Genomic DNA, 15365 nt, shown 5'->3' on the forward strand with positions numbered 1-15365 from the left:
CGACATATTCAAGTTCACCATCAGAAACTGGCGAGGGAGAGTTAAGAAAACCCTGCCAACACTGTTTGACGCGGTGGATACTGGTTTGTGCTGGTCCACTTTGACCGAATGAATGGGTGTGAACCTTGCCAAGCAAGATGAGGGGAGGAGAGATTGAGGGTTAAACGGAGGTTCTAAGAGCGCAATCGCGCTGCTAATTCACGAATTTGATGCTGAGCAAATACCTCAACGCCGTTCTTGAGCAGATCAGCAGCGACGACACCCAGGCCAGAACGAGTTTGCCCATCATGATGCCCACTATAGATAAAAGTGCTCCCGCAGGATGGGCTGCCATCCGTCAGCAAAGCAAAACGGCAACTTTCTTCAAGAGCGGTCTGTACCGCGATGCTAGCACCAAGGCGAAACTGGTTGGTGACGTCGCGCCCATTGTCTTCAAAAATTCCGCCATGGCCTTCGAGAACATCTGTGCCCAATTGGTTCTCTTCAATCTCAGCTGGTGGGCGCGGTGTTGGAAATCCTGCTGCGACTTCCGGGCAAAGGGGCACCAGAATACCGGCTTCCTTCCAACCAGTTAGAATACTGCTTTCAAGTGGTAGGCCACTGCCGTTGTAGCGGACTGGCTCACCAAGCAAGCACGCACTTATCAGGATTTTCGTGGTCATACTGCGGATACCTGAATTTTAGATAGGCTTGGGCTGGCTGAGACTGCACGATAAAACAAAAAACGCGGACTCAATGGCCCGCGCTTAATATCATCGCGATATGCGAAAACGAAATGAGCTTAAACGATGCTCTGACCGGTTGCTGCCCAGTCCTTCATGAATGCTTCCAGACCTTTGTCGGTCAATGGGTGCTTCACGAGGCCCTTCAGTGTTGAAGGTGGGATAGTTGCAACATCAGCGCCGATGAGCGCGCAGTCTTTTACGTGGTTTGCGCTACGGATAGAAGCTGCAAGAATTTCGGTGGTGAAGCCGTAGTTATCATAGATCTGACGGATTTCAGCAATCAGGTCCAGGCCTTCAATGTTGATGTCGTCCAGACGGCCAATGAATGGAGAGATGAAGGTCGCGCCAGCTTTTGCAGCCAGAAGAGCCTGGTTTGCAGAGAAGCAAAGGGTCACGTTGGTCTGCACGCCTTTGTTCGCCAGAACGCGGCAAGCCTTCAGGCCTTCCAATGTCAAAGGCAGCTTGATGCAGATGTTATCTGCAATTGCGATCAGCTCTTCAGCTTCTTTCAGCATGCCTTCAGCGTCGGTTGCGACAACTTCAGCAGAAACAGGACCATCCACAAGCTCGCAGATCTCTGCGATGACTTCTTTCATTGGACGGCCAGATTTCATGATAAGAGATGGGTTAGTGGTAACACCATCGAGAAGACCGGTTGCAGCCAGCTCTTTAATGTCGTTGGTGTCAGCAGTATCAACGAAGAATTTCATGCCGGAAAGGCTCCTGATTTCTTAGTAGCCTCTCGTAGGGTACCGGAGGCCTAGGGGGGAATTCCGGTATGTGTTTAGCCCAGAGTGTATAGAAACAACAAGAGTAAAACCCGCTAAAGCGTATTCCCGAAAACTGGATTTCGGTTTTAGGATAAGAATGCGCGGCAAAACCAGCAAGTGCTCAACAAGGAATGGAGTTTCGTGAGTCAGCAAACTGAGTTTTTTGGCAACGGCCAGATGTGTGAACCAGAGGTTATTGTACCTGTGCTGGTTCCTGTCGCTGTCGCAGGTGCTTATTCCTATAAAGTACCCGCTGACATGGACGTACGCCCCGGTTCCATCGTGCGTGTGCCTCTTGGCCCGCGTGAGGTGATCGGTGCCGTTTGGGATGGAGAACCAGACACAAAGGTTAATCCCAAAAGGCTGAAAAGCATCCTGCATGTCTACGATACGCCCCCAATCGCTGAAGATCTTAGGAAATACATAGACTGGGTTGCCGCATGGACGCTGGGCGCTCCCGGCATGGTTTTGCGCATGGTGCTGCGTTCTGAGGAGGCTTTGGAACCAGAAACGCTGCTCTCTGGTGTGCGCTACATTGATGGCATGCAGCCGGACCGCATGACACCTGCGCGCTCAAAAGTCATGGAACTCGTCGAAAATGGCATGGCATGGACACGCCCCGGTTTAGCGGGAGCTGCTGGTGTCAGCTCCTCGGTCATCGACGGCCTTAAAAAGCAAGGCGTGCTGGAAGAAGCAATGCTGCCAGCAACCCCGCCACTACCGGATCCTGATCCATCTCTTCCGGGCAGAAAGCTGACAGATCTTCAGGAAGGTGCCGCGAATCAGTTGTGTGAGTCCATCGGAAAAGGCTTCAAAGCCTTCCTTATCGATGGGGTGACAGGGTCAGGAAAGACCGAAGTTTATTTCGAAGCCGTCGCCGAAGCTCTCAGAAACAACGAGCAGGCTCTGGTTCTCATCCCCGAAATTGCGCTCACCAACCAGTTTTTGGAGCGGTTTGAGCAGCGATTTGGGGTCAGACCAGCCGAATGGCACTCGCAAGTACCTCCAAAACGACGCGCAAGAACGTGGCGGGGAGTCGCAAATGGCGAAGTGAAGGTCGTTGTAGGTGCGCGGTCAGCACTTTTCCTTCCTTTTCACAGGCTAGGTTTGCTGGTCGTGGATGAAGAGCATGATACGGCCTACAAGCAAGATGATCGCGTTCCCTACAACGCTAGGGATATGGCCGTTGTTCGAGGGCATATCTCTGGTTTCCCTGTCGTGCTCGCCAGTGCAACACCATCTGTGGAAAGTCAGGTAAATGCAAAGCTCGGCCGATACACGAAAATTGTGCTTCCAGTGCGTGCTTCCGGTGCGGAAATGCCAGTAATCAAAGGCATTGATATGCGCTGTGATGGGCCTGAGCGAGGCAAATGGCTGGCACCTGCACTGGTCAATGAGATTCAGGAAACACTGACCAACGGTAATCAGGTTCTGCTCTTTTTGAACCGTAGGGGTTATGCCCCACTGACCCTGTGCAGAACCTGCGGCCATCGGTTCCATTGTGAAAACTGCTCAGCTTGGCTTGTGGAGCACCGCTTTAAGGGCAAATTAGTATGCCACCACTGCGGCTATTCACAGCCTATGCCGGATAAATGCCCCGAATGCAGCAAGCCCGATACGCTGGTTGCGTGTGGTCCTGGCGTGGAACGAATTGCTGAAGATGTCTCAGCGTTATTTCCCGAGGCGCGCGTCCTTGTTCTCTCCTCGGATTTACCGGGCGGAACAGAGCGCATAAATCGCGAAATGAAGCTCGTTGAAACGGGCGAAGTTGACATTGTCATCGGCACGCAATTGGTCGCCAAAGGGCATAACTTTCCATTAATGACCCTTGTAGGGGTGGTTGATGCTGATTTGGGCCTGGCAAATGGCGATCCAAGGGCAGCAGAGCGCACTTTCCAGCTTCTGGCTCAGGTGACGGGACGTGCTGGCCGAATACACGGAAAAGGCAGGGGATTGCTGCAAACTTACAACCCTGACCAACCCGTTATAAAGGCACTTCTCTCCGGAAATCCCGAGGAATTTTACGCTGCGGAAATCGAGTCGCGAGAAAACGCCGGCCTGCCTCCATTCGGGAGACTCGCAGCATTGATTATCTCTGGAGCGGATAGAACTCTCACCGAAAAATTTTCCAAAACTCTTGCAGTAAATAGTCCTAGTTCAGAAGGCGTTCAAATCCTCGGTCCGGCAGAGGCTGCAATGGCGTTGGTGAGGGGCAGATATCGGTTCCGTTTGCTCGCAATCGCACCCCGGAGTGTTGATTTACAAGGCTTTCTGAGAAGCTGGTTGTCTGCCGCTCCCAAGCCAACTGGCGGTATCAGAGTGCAGGTTGATGTTGACCCCCAAAGTTTCATGTAGTGCTGCGCAGAAAGTTTGATACCTCAATGTATGCGTTGGAATACCTACGCCATGTTGCAAGGTGTTCAAGCGTGTGCTATGCGAAGCGCGGCTTTATCGGCACGGTTATCTCAGATTGTGCCATTCAAATTGAATTAGACGCGACTTATCAAGGATTTGGATTTCCGGCGAGCCAGCCGCCAGAATCTTGTATGCGCGGGAGAGCACGGATCCAGTGACTGACAACGTATCTCTCATTTCGGGCGTGGCCTTGCGTTATGCTTCTGCGCTGTTGGACCTTGCTGAGGAGCAGGGTGCGACGGCAGAGGTGGAGAAGGGTCTCGACCAGTTTGAGGCACTCTTGAACGAGAGTGCTGATCTTGATCGTCTTATCAAGAGCCCCGTTTTTAGTGCAGACGCTCAATTAAAGGCGATCTCTGCTATTTTGGAAAAGGCCGGAATTTCCGGCCTGACCGCAAATTTTGTGAAGTTGGTTGCCCAAAACAGGCGCCTCTTTGCCGTTCCAGGCATGATTCAGGGTTTCCGTGAGCAGCTTGCTGCAAAGCGTGGAGAAGTTACTGCTCTAGTAACCTCTGCAACGGAATTAAACGCTGAGCATGTCGCAGCTCTTAAAGAAGCACTCAACGCTTCTACGGGCAAGAATGTGAAGATTGTAGTGAAGGTGGACTCATCCATTCTTGGTGGTTTGATCGTGAAGATCGGCAGCCGGATGATTGATACGTCACTGCGAACCAAGCTCAACTCTCTTAAGTTCGCGATGAAAGAGGTCGGTTGATGGATATTCGGGCTGCGGAAATTTCCGCTATCCTCAAGGACCAGATCAAGAACTTCGGCCAAGAAGCTGAAGTGACTGAAGTTGGTCAAGTACTTTCCGTAGGCGACGGCATTGCCCGCGTTTACGGCCTGGACAACGTCCAGGCGGGTGAAATGGTTGAATTCCCAGGTGGTATCCGGGGAATGGCATTGAACCTTGAAACTGACAATGTCGGTGTTGTTATCTTCGGTAGCGACCGTGACATTAAAGAAGGCGACACGGTAAAACGTACCGGCGCTATTGTGGAAGTTCCAGTAGGTAAGGGTCTGTTGGGTCGCGTTGTCGATCCACTCGGGAACCCAATCGACGGCAAAGGTCCGATCGAATCTACTGAACGTCGTCGCGTTGACGTGAAGGCACCAGGCATTCTGCCTCGTAAGTCCGTTCACGAGCCAATGTCTACAGGTCTTAAAGCGATTGATGCTTTGATTCCAATCGGACGTGGTCAGCGCGAGTTGGTGATTGGTGACCGTCAGACCGGTAAAACCGCTATCATCCTCGACACCTTCCTCAACCAGAAGCCTTTGCACGCATCTGACGACGAACACGAAAAGCTGTACTGCATCTATGTTGCGGTTGGCCAGAAGCGTTCAACTGTTGCTCAGTTCGTGAAAGCTCTGGAAGACGCTGGTGCTCTGGAATACTCCATCGTTGTTGCTGCAACAGCGTCTGATCCTGCTCCATTGCAGTATCTGGCACCGTTCGCAGGCACCACAATGGGTGAGTACTTCCGCGACAACTCCATGCACGCTGTGATCGGTTATGATGACCTTTCCAAGCAGGCTGTTGCGTATCGCCAGATGTCCCTGTTGCTCCGTCGTCCACCAGGACGTGAAGCGTACCCAGGTGACGTGTTCTACCTGCACTCCCGTCTGCTCGAGCGTTCTGCGAAGCTGAACGAAGACCACGGCCTCGGTTCTCTGACCGCGCTGCCTGTGATCGAAACTCAGGGTGGTGACGTTTCTGCGTTTATTCCGACCAACGTGATCTCCATCACCGACGGTCAGATCTTCCTTGAAACGGATCTGTTCTTCCAGGGCATTCGTCCAGCGGTTAACGTTGGTCTGTCAGTTTCTCGTGTGGGCTCTTCCGCTCAGATTAAAGCGATGAAGCAGGTTGCTGGCCCGGTTAAGGGTGAGCTGGCTCAGTACCGTGAAATGGCTGCGTTCGCGCAGTTTGGTTCTGATCTGGATGCAACCACTCAGAAGCTTCTGAACCGTGGTGCACGCCTGACCGAATTGCTGAAACAGCCGCAGTTCTCTCCGCTTAAAACGGAAGAACAGGTTGCAGTGATCTTCGCTGGTGTGAACGGCTACCTGGACGATCGTCCGGTTGGCGAGGTTCGCGACTTTGAAGCTGGCCTGCTGCGCTTCCTGCGTGCAGAACATGCAGACCTTCTCTCCGCTATCTGGGAGAAGAAGGCACTCGACGCCGATTTGACAGACAAGCTGAAAGCTGCAGTGGAAGCTTACGTCAAGACCCTCGGTTAATTCGAAGCAACGGGATAAGGAACGAGAGCGCCCATGGCGAGCCTCAAGGACCTAAAAAACCGCATCGCTTCGGTCAAAGCGACGCAGAAAATCACCAAGGCCATGAAAATGGTGGCCGCGGCGAAACTGCGTCGTGCCCAGGATGCTGCAGAAGCAGGTCGTCCCTATGCTGAACGCATGGGGACAGTACTTGGCAATCTTGCAGCTGGGTTCGAAGGTCGGGATGATGCGCCGAAGCTGATGACGGGTACAGGACGGGATCAGACACATCTGCTCCTCGTCTGCACAGCAGAGCGTGGTCTCTGTGGTGGTTTCAACTCGTCGATAGCACGTCTGGCACGTGAGCACGCAGACAAACTTCTTTCCGAAGGTAAGACGGTCAAGATCGTCACCGTTGGTAAGAAGGGGCATGACGCCCTGAAGCGTGGCTACGGTCAGTACATTGTAGAGAATATCGAACTACGCGGCCTGAAATCTGTTGAATTCAGCGACACAAAGCACATCGGCGATCTCGTCATGGAAATGTTCCAGGATGAGAAATACGATGTTTGCACACTGTTTTACGCGCAGTTCCAATCGGTAATCAGTCAGGTTCCGACCGCCAAGCAGCTCATCCCAGCTCAGTTTGAAGCGAAAGATGAAGCTCAGGACGGTTCCTCTGAGGACGCGCTTTATGAATACGAACCAGGTGAACAGGAGATCCTTGAGACTCTTCTGCCACGTAACGTCGCTATTCAGATTTACAGCGCAATCCTTGAAAACGGTGCCTCCGAGCAGGGCGCGCGCATGGCCGCTATGGACAGTGCAACGCGTAATGCCGGCGAGATGATCGACAAACTGACAACGACGTACAACCGTCAGCGTCAGGCACAGATCACGACGGAACTGATTGAAATTATTGCGGGCGCGGAAGCGCTCTGACCGAGTTGAGACGAGGATTTAAGTGATGGCTGACACGAAAGTCGGACAGATCACGCAGGTAATCGGCGCTGTTGTCGACGTTCACTTTCCAGGTGAACTCCCTGCAATTCTGAACGCTCTGGAAACTGACAACGGCGGTAACCGTCTGGTTCTCGAAGTTGCTCAGCATCTGGGCGAAAATACAGTACGTACAATCTGCATGGACGCGTCCGAAGGTCTCGTTCGTGGTCAGGAAGTACGCGACACTGGCGAACCTATCGCAGTTCCTGTTGGTGACGGCACTCTGGGCCGCATCATGAACGTGATTGGTGAGCCTGTTGATGAAGCTGGTCCAATTGAACATGATGCCAAACGCGGTATCCACCAGGAAGCTCCGGCATTTGTAGAACAGTCTACAGAAGCTGAGATCCTTCCAACCGGCATTAAGGTTGTTGACCTTATCGCTCCTTACGCAAAGGGTGGTAAGATCGGCCTGTTCGGCGGTGCGGGCGTTGGTAAAACCGTTCTCATCATGGAACTGATCAACAACGTTGCTAAAGCACACGGCGGTTACTCCGTATTCGCTGGTGTTGGTGAGCGTACTCGTGAAGGTAACGACCTTTACTGGGAAATGATCGAATCCGGCGTTAACAAGGAAAAAGGCGGCGAAGGTTCTAAAGCTGCTCTTGTTTACGGTCAGATGAACGAACCTCCAGGAGCACGTGCACGTGTTGCTCTGACAGGTCTGACCATCGCGGAAGACTTCCGTGATAAAGGCCAGGACGTTTTGTTCTTCGTGGACAACATCTTCCGCTTTACGCAGGCTGGTGCTGAAGTGTCCGCACTTCTCGGCCGTATTCCTTCTGCTGTGGGCTACCAGCCTACACTTGCTACCGATATGGGCGGCATGCAGGAGCGTATTACGACCACATCTAAAGGTTCTATCACTTCCGTTCAGGCCGTTTACGTTCCTGCGGATGACTTGACTGACCCTGCACCTGCTTCCACATTTGCTCACTTGGACGCGACTACGGTTCTTAACCGTGCGATCGCTGAAAAAGGCATCTATCCTGCAGTGGATCCACTGGATTCCTCCTCTCGTATGCTTGACCCGCGCATCATCGGTGACGAGCACTACGAAGTTGCGACCCAGGTCCAGGAAACACTTCAGCGCTACAAAGCACTTCAGGACATCATCGCCATCCTTGGCATGGATGAACTTTCTGAAGAAGATAAGCTGGTTGTTGCTCGCGCACGTAAGATCGAGCGCTTCATGTCCCAGCCGTTCTTTGTTGCTGAGGTCTTCACTGGTTCCCCAGGTAAGCTGGTTGCGCTCGAAGACACCATCAAAGGCTTTAAAGGCCTTGTTGCTGGTGAATACGACCACCTGCCAGAAGCTGCATTCTACATGGTTGGCTCTATGGAAGAGGCAATCGAGAAAGCGGCTAAGCTGGCTGAGGACGCTGCTTAATCTCGGTTCTTACGAACCGGTGACTTCTTTGGGTGACGCTTCTGGCGTCACTCTTAGAAACGGATAGAGGATGAGCTAAATGGCTGAAGCATTTCAGTTTGAGCTGGTTTCACCAGAGCGCCTTCTGCTCTCGGCAAAGGTTACTGACGTAATCGTGCCAGGCACTGAAGGTGAATTTGGTGTTGGCGCTGGTCACTCGCCGTTCTTGTCAACCATGCGTCCGGGTGTTGTTAAAGCGCTCAGCGAAGATGGTTCCAAGCACGAATACTTCGTGCGGGGTGGTTTTGCTGACGTTTCCGCGTCTGGCATGACTGTTCTGGCGGAACAGGCGATCCCGATGGCCGATCTTGATGCAGGTTACATCGCACAGCAGATTCAAGATGCGAGTGAAGATGTAGCTGATGCTAAGGACGAAGATGCACGTCAGGCTGCACGGCTGGTACTTTCCCAGCTGCAAGAGCTGCAGGCAGCTATCAAAGCTTCCTGATTGCACTTCGATGCCAAGAAAAACAAAAGCCTCGGCAGTGCCGAGGCTTTTTTGTATCTGCCTATGCAGAAAGCAGGCTCTTTAAACCGTTAGCGGGAGAAAAGAGCGCAGGATGAACGAGCAGCCCAGTCGATTAGGCTGCAAGTCTCTTTTTATTTGCTGCTGCGTTTGCAGCGCGCATTTCCTCAGCACGCGCTTTGCGCTGCTCTGGTGTCTCGTAAACTATCGTGCGATGGTGGTCGCAATAAGAGCCATTTTCAGCGCGGTTCTTGCAAGGGAATGTATAGCTCCCGCTGTCACCTTCAGTCCACTTACACTGACCCGCCTTAGGCATAACTGGTGCTTTCATTTACCTACCCTTGTTCTTTGGAGCCAGTCGATCAACACTTGCATGCACGCGGGAGGAGCGTGAATACCATGCTCGCCGTTGGATCGTTGGAACCATTTTTGATTATGGGATCACCGGAATTTTCTTTTGCTACATTAAAAGCAAACAAATTTACCGGACGGGAAAAAGATTATCTCTCCCCTTTCCAAATTGCTAGATATTTTTAGCTGTGTAAAAATGCTTACACAAGAAAATCTGGATAAAATATTTTTCTGATTTTTAATTGTGTAAGTAAAACAAATAGATAACAGAGTGGATGTGTATGCGCCAATATTAACCACCACGTGAATTCTGCTGAATTGTTGTGGTTACTGCACCAAATTGATTCATCAATTGTGGCGAATTATGGTTTTTCAGAGTGCCTTCCCAGCACACCACCGGCATTGTGAAGTGCTTCGGGAACATCCAAATCACGTCGCGCCGCTTCTCCAAGCTCCACGGTGTAAACCACCGAAGGATTCTGCTGAATGATTGGTTTGCCGCCAATATCACCTCGCAGACTGAGGAGATCATCAAAAAACGCACGATCCCAAAGCACTGGATTGCCTCGTTTGCCATGCGTTGTAGAGACACCGATCAGCTGATCCTGCTTGGAATCGTGATTCTCCAAAAGTTTGTTGATGTCATCCGTGGATACGAAAGGCATATCACCGAGCAGAATGAGTGCAGCCTGTGATTGGTCGTTGACGCTCTCGATTCCTTTTTTGACGGAGGATGAAATACCTTCATCGTACTCAGCATTATGTCTGAACCGGATCGGCAACCCGGAAAGCGCCTCTTCCACCTTAGAGGCCATCGCACCTGTGACGACAATCAGCTCATTCAACTCACTCGCAAGCGCATGCTCGGCAACAAGCCGGACGACAGGCTTCCCATCAATAAGCGCCAGCAGTTTGTTGTGATCCCCCATGCGAGAGGAGTTACCTGCGGCAAGTAGAATACCGCTGCAGGTGGCTTTGTCAGCCTCCTCAGAGAGAGGATGGTCTCGGGGCTGAGGACGACTATGGATTTCTTTCAAAAGCCCACCAACCCCCATCGACATGATGTCTCTGCTGGTAACGCGGATATTGGCCAGCAAGCGCTGCAGGATCCAGTCAAATCCGTTCTCTTGCGGACTCCGCGCACATCCTGGCGCACCAATAACTGGGATGCCATTCAGCTCCCCAAGTACGAGCAGGTTGCCCGGATCAACCGGCATCCCAAAATGGATGAGCTCACCACCAGCTGCTTGAAGAGCTGCAGGAATAACATCTCCTTGATCCACCACGGCTGAAGCGCCAAACACAACAATCAGATCAGCGTCCTGCACTTGCTCTGTGCCAAGCGCATTCGTGAGAGCCTCTTCTTCGTGGGGCACACGCACATCCGCAGCAATCGTGCTTGCTGCAATGTCCAACCGCTCCTGCAAAACACGAAGGCTCTTCGCAATAACTGTCTCTTTCAGATGCGGAAGCGTCGTGGAAATGACTGCAACCGATTTCGGCGCATAAGCAGCCACGGAGATAGCCTCGGAAATCTTATTTGCAGCGCTCTGTGCCAGCTTCTGATCAACAGCCAACGGAATAATCTTCGCAGTCGCAAGCATGCGCCCTTCGCGAACTTCTGTGAACGGAGGCAAGCAGGCAAACGTGATGGCCGGATCAATCAGGTTAGCTTCTGTCACTTTCTCAGCATCTACCTGCAAAATCCCGCTTTGCGAGGCATAAAGATTGGACCGTCCTGTAAAGGGGGGAGAAGCAGAAACAGCTGCGCCGCAAGCATGGTTGGCCAGCAAAGCAGCGGCGTCATCTTCGTGCAAATCAGTTGCCTCAACTTGCGCAACAATAACCTCCGCAAACCCTGCTGCAATCAACTGTCCCACATCCGCATCACTGAGCTGATGTCCTTTGGAGAGGGAGAGGCCATTATGTTTGATGGAGTGGGCAAGGTAACATCCTGCACTCTCTGCGGCTGATCTGCTTCCAAATTTCACGTCAGCTTGCCTTCTTCTGGTTTGCCTTGGTCCCACGCAGGGTCACAATAATCTCCGCAAGCACGGCCACTGCAATCTCAGCTGGGTTGGCGGCGCCAATATCAAGACCAATCGGCGCTTTGATGCGGGCAAAGTCCTCTTCACTCACGCCAGCCGCGAGAAAGCGCTCACAGCGCTTTGCATGTGTCTTGCGGCTTCCTAACGCGCCGACATAAAAGCAGCCCGCTTTCAGCGCTTCCATCAGCGGCACATCATCAATTTTCGGGTCGTGGGTCACCGCAGCAACGGCGGTGAAAGGATCAAGCTTCAACTGCGCCATCACATCTTGCGGCCATTCAGCCAGCAACGGCACCTCGGGGAAGCGCTCTTCAGAGGCAAACGCAGTGCGTGGATCGACTATCGTAATGTCAAACCCTGCCGTTTGTGCAATTGGAACCAGCGCCTGTGTAATGTGAACAGCGCCCACCACCACAATCCGCGTGGCCGGAACCTGCATACTCAGGAAGTACTCTTCGCCGTCTTGCGCCTGTACTCGCCCAGATTTGCCACTGCGAACACCGTTTTCAAAAGCAGCGGCAATGGCACCATCCTCTGCATCATCTCCATAAAGCATCACAGAGGACAGACCGGTTGCCAGATTAGTGAGCAGCGCTGCAGGTTGGCGTGCAGCTCTGGAAGTGTTCAGCAAGCGAACATGTCCGTGATCCGCCTCTGATGTCAGAGGCTCCAGATAAACGCCAATCTTGCCACCACAGGAAAGGCCAACGCGCCACGCAGTTTCATCAGCGACACCAAACTCAATCTTTCGCGCTTTGCCATCTTCCAGCACATCCATGGCCTCAGCAACCACAGCGCCTTCCACACAGCCGCCGGACACTGATCCCTCGAACTCTCCACTCTCATCAATAATGAGATGGCTACCAACAGGGCGCGGCGCTGAACCCCACGTCTCAATCACCGTCGCCAGCACCAGTCTGCGCCCTTCTGATTGCCAGCGCTCAGCAACACCAAGGACGTCGAGGTTTTTGGAAAGCTCTTGAGGCAAAGTGGAAACAGACATGACAGGCTCGCAAATAAACAGGGTCCCTAAGCGTCCTCCTATGCGAAAAACCTGAGAGATCTCGCGTAGGACGATGCCCTAATAGAATGAGGAGCCTAGCCTGCTTGTTCAAGGGGATGCAACAACAGAACAGTGTTCAGTAAAACAAAAAAGCGCCGGGGCTTTCGCTCCAGCGCTCTCTTCGGGGGACTGATGATTACTATTCAGCAGCAATTTTGGTGATCGGGCCTGCATGAAGGACCAGATCATCAACGTGATCCTGGAAGATTTGGAAGTTTGCAGCGAACATGTCGACAAGCTTGCTCGCCTGCACGTCATACTCAGCCGGATTGCTCCAGGTGCTCCGTGGATCAAGGATACTGGTATCAACACCTGGCACCGCAACAGGAACCATAAAGCCGAAGTTCTCATCCTTGCGGAATTCAGCGGTGTTCAAAGAACCGTCCAATGCAGCACGAAGCAGGGCACGGGTTTCTTTGATTGGCATACGGTGACCAACACCATACGCACCACCGGTCCAACCGGTATTCACCAGCCAGCAATCCACGCTGTGCTCACGGATCAGATCTTTCAGCAACGCACCATATTCTGATGGATGACGCGGCATGAACGGTGCACCAAAGCAGGTGGAGAATGTCGCCTGCGGTTCAGTGACCCCACGCTCTGTGCCAGCAACTTTCGCGGTATAACCGGAAAGGAAGTGGTACATCGCCTGAGCATCACTGAGCTTTGCGATTGGAGGCAAAACACCAAACGCATCAGCCGTCAGCATGATGATGTTCTTAGGGTTTGGCGCGCGGCCACTTTCACTTGCATTCGGAATGAAGTGAATAGGGTAGGAGCAGCGCGTGTTTTCCGTTTTGGAACCATCGTCAAAGTCTGGAACACGAGCCTCATCCAGCACAACATTCTCAAGAATGGTGCCGAAGCGCTGCGTGGTCGCAAAAATCTCTGGCTCGGCTTCTGCAGAAAGGCGAATGGTTTTTGCGTAGCAGCCACCTTCAAAGTTGAAGATGCCTTCTGGCCCCCAACCGTGCTCATCGTCACCGATCAGCGTACGGGCTGGATCAGCGGAAAGCGTGGTCTTGCCGGTGCCGGACAGGCCGAAGAAAACAGCAGCATCGTCGTTATCGCCAACATTCGCGGAGCAATGCATTGGCATCACACCGTCTTCTGGCAACATGTAGTTCAACATGGAGAAGACAGACTTCTTCATTTCACCGGCGTAGGCAGTACCGGCGATCAGAACGATCTTGTTGGTCAGATCACAAGCAATAACCGTCTCGCTCCGGCAACCATGACGCTCTGGGTCAGCCTTGAAGCTTGGCAGATCGATGATGGTCATCTCTGATTCAAAGCTTTTCAGCTCTTCGCGGGACGGGCGAAGCAGCATGTTGCGAATAAAGTGGTTATGCCATGCCAGCTCGTTATAAACGCGAACGTTCAGCTGATGCGCAGGGTCAGCGCCTCCATAAAGGTCCTGCACATACAGGTCCATGCCTTCAGCGTGGGCCAGCATGTCTTGCAAAAGAACATTGAAGTTCTCCGGGCTCATCGCGCCACTGTTGTCCCACCAGATCGTATCTTCGGTCTTGGTATCACGAACAACAAACTTGTCTTTTGGAGAGCGTCCTGTGTGAGCACCTGTTTCGGCACAAAGAGCACCGCCAGCGGCGATCTGTGCTTCACCGTTCCTGATAGCATGCTCATAAAGTTCAGCTTCGGTCAGGTTCCAGTACACACTGTTGAGGCCCTTCAGTCCGAAGGTGTCACACCCAAACGCGGAATTCCGTAGTCCGAACTCGTTCATGTTCAGTAGTCCTTAATCGGCTCACTATTTAGCTTGCGTCATTCAATGGCACTGTGCCAGTGAATTTAGCGATAACGCCCCTTGGATGGGGCAGTCATGCTTACAAAAGCAAGACCAGAAATCCTGCGTTTTTCTATTAAACCGATTGAAATACGACCTTTTGCTGGCATAGATTTATTTTGCTTATAAAAATAAACTCTACACAAACTTGGTTTTCACTTTTAAGCGTTTAACGATACACTTCATGAAGAACACGTGGCACTTGGCAGGCGAAACCTTGTCAAAAGTAGCGCTAAATAAGGAATTTTTCCGAGTATCTTGCTAAAACAGGGTTTTGCCTTATTTCGAGGTTAGGGATCGCGCAAGTTAATCTCAAATCCCAACTAAGTAGCGAAACGTGCAAGAGAGGAATAAGGTCTCTGATATGCCAACGATTGCTCTGGTCGATGACGACCGTAACATTTTGACATCCGTCTCAATAGCTTTGGAGGCCGAAGGATATCGGGTCCAGACCTATACAGACGGAACAGTCGCACTGGAAGGGCTCCAGGCCGACCCGCCGGATCTTGCCATCTTTGATATCAAGATGCCGCGTATGGATGGAATGGAGCTGCTGCGCCGTTTTCGCCAGATGTCCGATCTGCCTGTGATCTTCCTCACGTCTAAAGACGACGAGATTGATGAGTTGTTTGGCCTGAAAATGGGCGCTGACGACTTTATCCGTAAGCCATTCTCTCAGCGTCTGTTGGTTGAGCGTGTGAAGGCTGTTCTGCGCCGTGCTGCACCGCGAGATCCTGCAAGTGCTGCGACTGAGACTTCCAAGTTGCTGGAACGTGGCAACCTTGTCATGGACAAAGAACGCCATACCTGCACATGGCTTGCAAAGCCGGTCACGCTGACAGTGACAGAATTTCTAATTCTCTTTGCTCTCGCTCAGCGTCCAGGCGTTGTGAAAAGCCGTAATGCGCTCATGGATGCTGCCTACGATGATCAGGTCTATGTTGACGATCGCACCATCGATAGCCATATCAAGCGCCTTCGCAAGAAGTTCAAAGTGGTTGATGATGACTTTGATATGATCGAAACACTCTACGGTGTAGGTTATCGCTTCCGCGAGAACTAG

Annotated in this window: 13 protein-coding genes; 7 read left to right on the forward strand and 6 right to left on the reverse strand. The window is 52.2% G+C overall.

The window, feature by feature from the left end; genetic code table 11:
- Nucleotides 1–173 precede the first annotated feature (173 nt).
- Both PsAD13_RS03145 and fsa read right to left on the reverse strand, forming a co-directional pair.
- Complete coding sequence (locus tag PsAD13_RS03145; RefSeq protein WP_063302680.1) at nt 174–662, reverse strand: DUF523 domain-containing protein; 489 nt, start codon at nt 660–662, stop codon at nt 174–176.
- Between the two features lie 119 nt (nt 663–781).
- On the reverse strand, nt 782–1435 hold the full coding sequence (gene fsa, locus PsAD13_RS03150; protein WP_057462970.1) for a fructose-6-phosphate aldolase: 654 nt from the start codon (nt 1433–1435) through the stop codon (nt 782–784).
- A 237-nt stretch (nt 1436–1672) separates the two neighbouring features.
- Between fsa and PsAD13_RS03155 the strand changes: the two genes are divergently transcribed.
- The 6 genes from PsAD13_RS03155 to PsAD13_RS03180 all read left to right on the forward strand — a co-directional run bounded on the left by PsAD13_RS03155 (nt 1673) and on the right by PsAD13_RS03180 (nt 9012).
- On the forward strand, nt 1673–3850 hold the full coding sequence (locus PsAD13_RS03155) for a primosomal protein N' (RefSeq protein ID WP_063317380.1): 2178 nt from the start codon (nt 1673–1675) through the stop codon (nt 3848–3850).
- Between the two features lie 214 nt (nt 3851–4064).
- Nucleotides 4065–4625, forward strand: a complete 561-nt coding sequence (locus tag PsAD13_RS03160; protein ID WP_082830495.1) for a F0F1 ATP synthase subunit delta — start codon at nt 4065–4067, stop codon at nt 4623–4625.
- Nucleotides 4625–6154: a F0F1 ATP synthase subunit alpha gene (gene atpA, locus PsAD13_RS03165; protein ID WP_063294239.1), complete on the forward strand. Its 1530-nt coding sequence runs from the start codon at nt 4625–4627 to the stop codon at nt 6152–6154. Before PsAD13_RS03160 ends, atpA begins: the two co-directional genes overlap by 1 nt.
- Before the next feature lie 33 nt (nt 6155–6187).
- On the forward strand, nt 6188–7075 hold the full coding sequence (locus tag PsAD13_RS03170) for a F0F1 ATP synthase subunit gamma (protein WP_057462967.1): 888 nt from the start codon (nt 6188–6190) through the stop codon (nt 7073–7075).
- A gap of 25 nt (nt 7076–7100) precedes the next feature.
- Nucleotides 7101–8525, forward strand: a complete 1425-nt coding sequence (gene atpD, locus PsAD13_RS03175) for a F0F1 ATP synthase subunit beta (protein WP_057462966.1) — start codon at nt 7101–7103, stop codon at nt 8523–8525.
- Nucleotides 8526–8604: 79 nt separating this feature from the next.
- A complete protein-coding gene (locus tag PsAD13_RS03180) occupies nt 8605–9012 on the forward strand; it encodes a F0F1 ATP synthase subunit epsilon (RefSeq protein WP_057462965.1) in 408 nt (135 codons plus the stop codon).
- A 133-nt stretch (nt 9013–9145) separates the two neighbouring features.
- On the opposite strand, the gene PsAD13_RS03185 is transcribed toward PsAD13_RS03180, so the two are convergent.
- From PsAD13_RS03185 to PsAD13_RS03200, 4 genes are all read right to left on the reverse strand, one after another.
- Entirely contained in the window at nt 9146–9361 is a 216-nt protein-coding gene (locus tag PsAD13_RS03185) for a hypothetical protein (RefSeq protein ID WP_057462964.1), read from the reverse strand.
- Nucleotides 9362–9743: 382 nt separating this feature from the next.
- Entirely contained in the window at nt 9744–11372 is a 1629-nt protein-coding gene (locus PsAD13_RS03190) for a molybdopterin-binding/glycosyltransferase family 2 protein (protein WP_063317241.1), read from the reverse strand.
- Nucleotide 11373: 1 nt separating this feature from the next.
- The gene (locus PsAD13_RS03195; RefSeq protein WP_063317242.1) at nt 11374–12432 is read right to left on the reverse strand and encodes an XdhC family protein; all 1059 of its coding nucleotides are present in this window, start codon (nt 12430–12432) and stop codon (nt 11374–11376) included.
- 199 nt (nt 12433–12631) lie between these two features.
- Nucleotides 12632–14242 carry a phosphoenolpyruvate carboxykinase gene (locus PsAD13_RS03200; protein WP_063294236.1) on the reverse strand — a complete coding sequence of 537 codons (1611 nt, stop codon included), beginning with the start codon at nt 14240–14242 and terminating at the stop codon, nt 12632–12634.
- Nucleotides 14243–14666: 424 nt separating this feature from the next.
- On the opposite strand from PsAD13_RS03200, the gene PsAD13_RS03205 reads away from it, so the two are divergent.
- Nucleotides 14667–15365, forward strand: a complete 699-nt coding sequence (locus PsAD13_RS03205) for a response regulator transcription factor (RefSeq protein ID WP_063286425.1) — start codon at nt 14667–14669, stop codon at nt 15363–15365.

It is taken from the genome of Pseudovibrio sp. Ad13, assembly GCF_001623225.1.
Classification (GTDB): Bacteria; Pseudomonadota; Alphaproteobacteria; order Rhizobiales; family Stappiaceae; genus Pseudovibrio.

Bases quoted from the DNA above. Each gene is read 5' to 3' on its own strand.
- PsAD13_RS03200 (WP_063294236.1), bottom strand. From the start codon at position 14,242: ATGAACGAGTTCGGACTACGGAATTCCGCGTTTGGGTGTGACACCTTC.
- PsAD13_RS03145 (WP_063302680.1), bottom strand. From the start codon at position 662: ATGACCACGAAAATCCTGATAAGTGCGTGCTTGCTTGGTGAGCCAGTC.
- fsa (WP_057462970.1), bottom strand. From the start codon at position 1,435: ATGAAATTCTTCGTTGATACTGCTGACACCAACGACATTAAAGAGCTG.
- atpA (WP_063294239.1), top strand. From the start codon at position 4,625: ATGGATATTCGGGCTGCGGAAATTTCCGCTATCCTCAAGGACCAGATC.
- PsAD13_RS03205 (WP_063286425.1), top strand. From the start codon at position 14,667: ATGCCAACGATTGCTCTGGTCGATGACGACCGTAACATTTTGACATCC.
- PsAD13_RS03155 (WP_063317380.1), top strand. From the start codon at position 1,673: ATGTGTGAACCAGAGGTTATTGTACCTGTGCTGGTTCCTGTCGCTGTC.
- PsAD13_RS03170 (WP_057462967.1), top strand. From the start codon at position 6,188: ATGGCGAGCCTCAAGGACCTAAAAAACCGCATCGCTTCGGTCAAAGCG.
- atpD (WP_057462966.1), top strand. From the start codon at position 7,101: ATGGCTGACACGAAAGTCGGACAGATCACGCAGGTAATCGGCGCTGTT.
- PsAD13_RS03195 (WP_063317242.1), bottom strand. From the start codon at position 12,432: ATGTCTGTTTCCACTTTGCCTCAAGAGCTTTCCAAAAACCTCGACGTC.
- PsAD13_RS03185 (WP_057462964.1), bottom strand. From the start codon at position 9,361: ATGAAAGCACCAGTTATGCCTAAGGCGGGTCAGTGTAAGTGGACTGAA.
- PsAD13_RS03180 (WP_057462965.1), top strand. From the start codon at position 8,605: ATGGCTGAAGCATTTCAGTTTGAGCTGGTTTCACCAGAGCGCCTTCTG.